The organism is Streptomyces sp. NRRL WC-3549 (assembly GCF_000721935.1).
GTDB lineage: Bacteria > Actinomycetota > Actinomycetes > Streptomycetales > Streptomycetaceae > Streptomyces.
Map to the genome: position 1 here is coordinate 256,084 of NZ_KL585414.1, position 2,190 is coordinate 258,273.

3 protein-coding genes are annotated in these 2,190 nt (G+C 73.8%); 2 read left to right on the plus strand and 1 reads right to left on the minus strand.

The window, feature by feature from the left end; translation table 11 throughout:
• Positions 1–98 precede the first annotated feature (98 nt).
• Both IH13_RS0122505 and IH13_RS0122510 read left to right on the plus strand, forming a co-directional pair.
• Positions 99–1,016, plus strand: a complete 918-nt coding sequence (locus IH13_RS0122505) for a cation diffusion facilitator family transporter (RefSeq protein WP_031087196.1) — start codon at positions 99–101, stop codon at positions 1,014–1,016.
• 104 nt (positions 1,017–1,120) lie between these two features.
• Positions 1,121–1,933, plus strand: coding sequence for a VOC family protein (locus IH13_RS0122510; RefSeq protein WP_031087198.1), 813 nt, complete (start codon positions 1,121–1,123; stop codon positions 1,931–1,933).
• 24 nt (positions 1,934–1,957) lie between these two features.
• Here IH13_RS0122510 and IH13_RS0122515 read toward each other — a convergent pair.
• A partial coding sequence (locus IH13_RS0122515; protein ID WP_031087200.1) for a DUF6328 family protein occupies positions 1,958–2,190 on the minus strand: 233 nt, incomplete at its 5' end.

Here is a 2,190-nt window from a genome sequence, read left to right on the forward strand (position 1 = left end):
CCCGCCGGTCCGTACGGCGGCGGGCGCGGCACGCGGGCGCCCGGGTCCTCCGGTGCGCCCCGACCCACCTGACCGGGAACCGGGCGCCGGGGGGACACATGACGACGAGGCCGGAGTCCGACCGCCGGACGCGCGTCACCGTCCTGGTGGCGCTGGCCGCCAATCTCGTGATCGCGGTGGCCAAGGCGGTGGGGGGCCTTCTCTCGGGCTCTCCCGCTCTGCTGTCCGAGGCGGCGCACTCCGTCGCGGACAGCCTCAACGAGATCTTCCTGCTGGCCGCCCTGCGGCGCAGCCGCCGCCCGCCCGACGACCACCACCCGTTCGGCTACGGCAAGGAACGCTACTTCTGGTCGTTGCTCGCCGCCGTCGGTATCTTCGTGATGGGCGGCTGCTTCTCCTTCTTCCAGGGCTTCGAGGCGCTGCGTGAGAACACGCGGGTGACGCCCGGCGGGTACGCGGCGGGCCTGGTCGTCCTGGGGGTCGCGTTCCTCGCCGAGGGCGGTTCGCTGGTCCGGGCGCTGCTCCAGCTCCGGGGCGAGAGGGCCGGGGCACGCGACCCCGCGCTGCGGACCGTGGTCGCCGAGGACAGCACGGCGGTGCTGGGGGTGGTGCTGGCGATGGCCGGCATGGCCCTGCACCTCGTCACGGGCGACGTCGTGTGGGAGGCCTCGGCCTCGCTGGGGATCGGACTGCTCCTGGTCTACGTCGCCTTCCGTCTCGGCCGGGAGGCGCGCGACCAGCTGATCGGGGAATCCGCCGAGCCGGGGCTCCGCCACGGCGTCGAGGAACTCCTCGAAGCCCAGGCGGAGGTCGACAACGTGGCGGCCCTGCTGACGATGCGGCTGGGCCTGGACTCGGTCCTGGTGGCAGCCCGGATCGATCTCGCCCCCGGGATCGACAGCGAGGAGATCGAGCGGGTCTCGATGCGCATCAAGAAGGCCGTGGCCGGCGAGTGGCCGCAGGCCGAGCACGTCTTCCTCGACATCACCAACGCTCCGCCGCCCGGTGGCGTGTGAGCAACGCGCCCGCGTGTTGCGGGAGCGCCCTGGGCACACCACGCTGGTTCTGGCCCCGCGGCACCGAAGAAGTCGTGCCGCAGAACCGATAAGGCAGTGGGACCATGACCCCAACCGAACCGGCACCGCTGACCGGCGCCTCCGCGCCGTGCTGGGTACATCTGGTGACCCGGGACCTGGACGCGGCGCGGCGCTTCTACGGTGCCGTTCTCGGCTGGACCTTCCGCCCGGGGGCGATGGGCGACGACTTCGTCATGGCCCGCTCCGGCGGGGTGCCGGTGGCGGGGATCGGCGCGGTGTCCTCCGACTACCACGTGGCCGTGGCCTGGACGCCGTACTTCTCGGTGCGGGACGCGGACGTGGTGTCGGACCGGATCCGTGAGCGCAGCGGCACGGTGGCGGTGGGTCCGCTCTCGCTGACGCTGGGGCGCGCCGTGCTGGCCGCCGACCGGGACGGCGCCTCCTTCGGGGTCTGGGAGTGGACGGGCCGGGCCGCCTCCCTGGCCACGGTCGGCCGCCCGGCCCACGCCTGGCTCCGGTTGCGTACCCGCGACGCCTTCGACGCGGCGATCTTCTACGGCGAGGTGCTCGGCTGGGAGAGCGGGGAGCCCGGCGGCTGCGAGGTCGCCTACGTGAAGGAAGAGGTCCTCGTGCGCTGCGGCGGCCGTCCGCTGGCCCGGATCAGCTCCGGGGCCGTCGAGTCCGCCCCCGACCCCATGGTGCGCCCGCACTGGCAGGTGCAGTTCCCGGTGGACGACGTCGCGGCGACGGTGCGCGAGGCGGAGCGGCACGGGGGCACGCTGCTGGAACGGCGGAACGTGGGGGCCTACCGGAGCGAGGCGACGCTGCGCGATCCGGACGGGGGTCACTTCACCGTGACGGACGTACGCAGTCCCGCCGACCCGCACGACGACTGAGCGGGCACCCGTCGCCCTGGCCGGTCACCCGCCGCCCTCCTCCCGGGCCCGTTCCGCCGCGTCGGAGGGTGCGCGGCCCCGCGCCACGGCCCACAGGGGGAAGACGAACCAGCAGACCAGGAACCAGAGGGCCATGGCGCCCACCAGCCACAGGGCCAGGGTGTTGTGGAGCGCCACACGCAGGATGAGCAGCAGGGTGCTGCACATCGTGCAGAACAGCAGGCCGAGCCCGAGCACGGTCAGGCGCGACGCCCAGG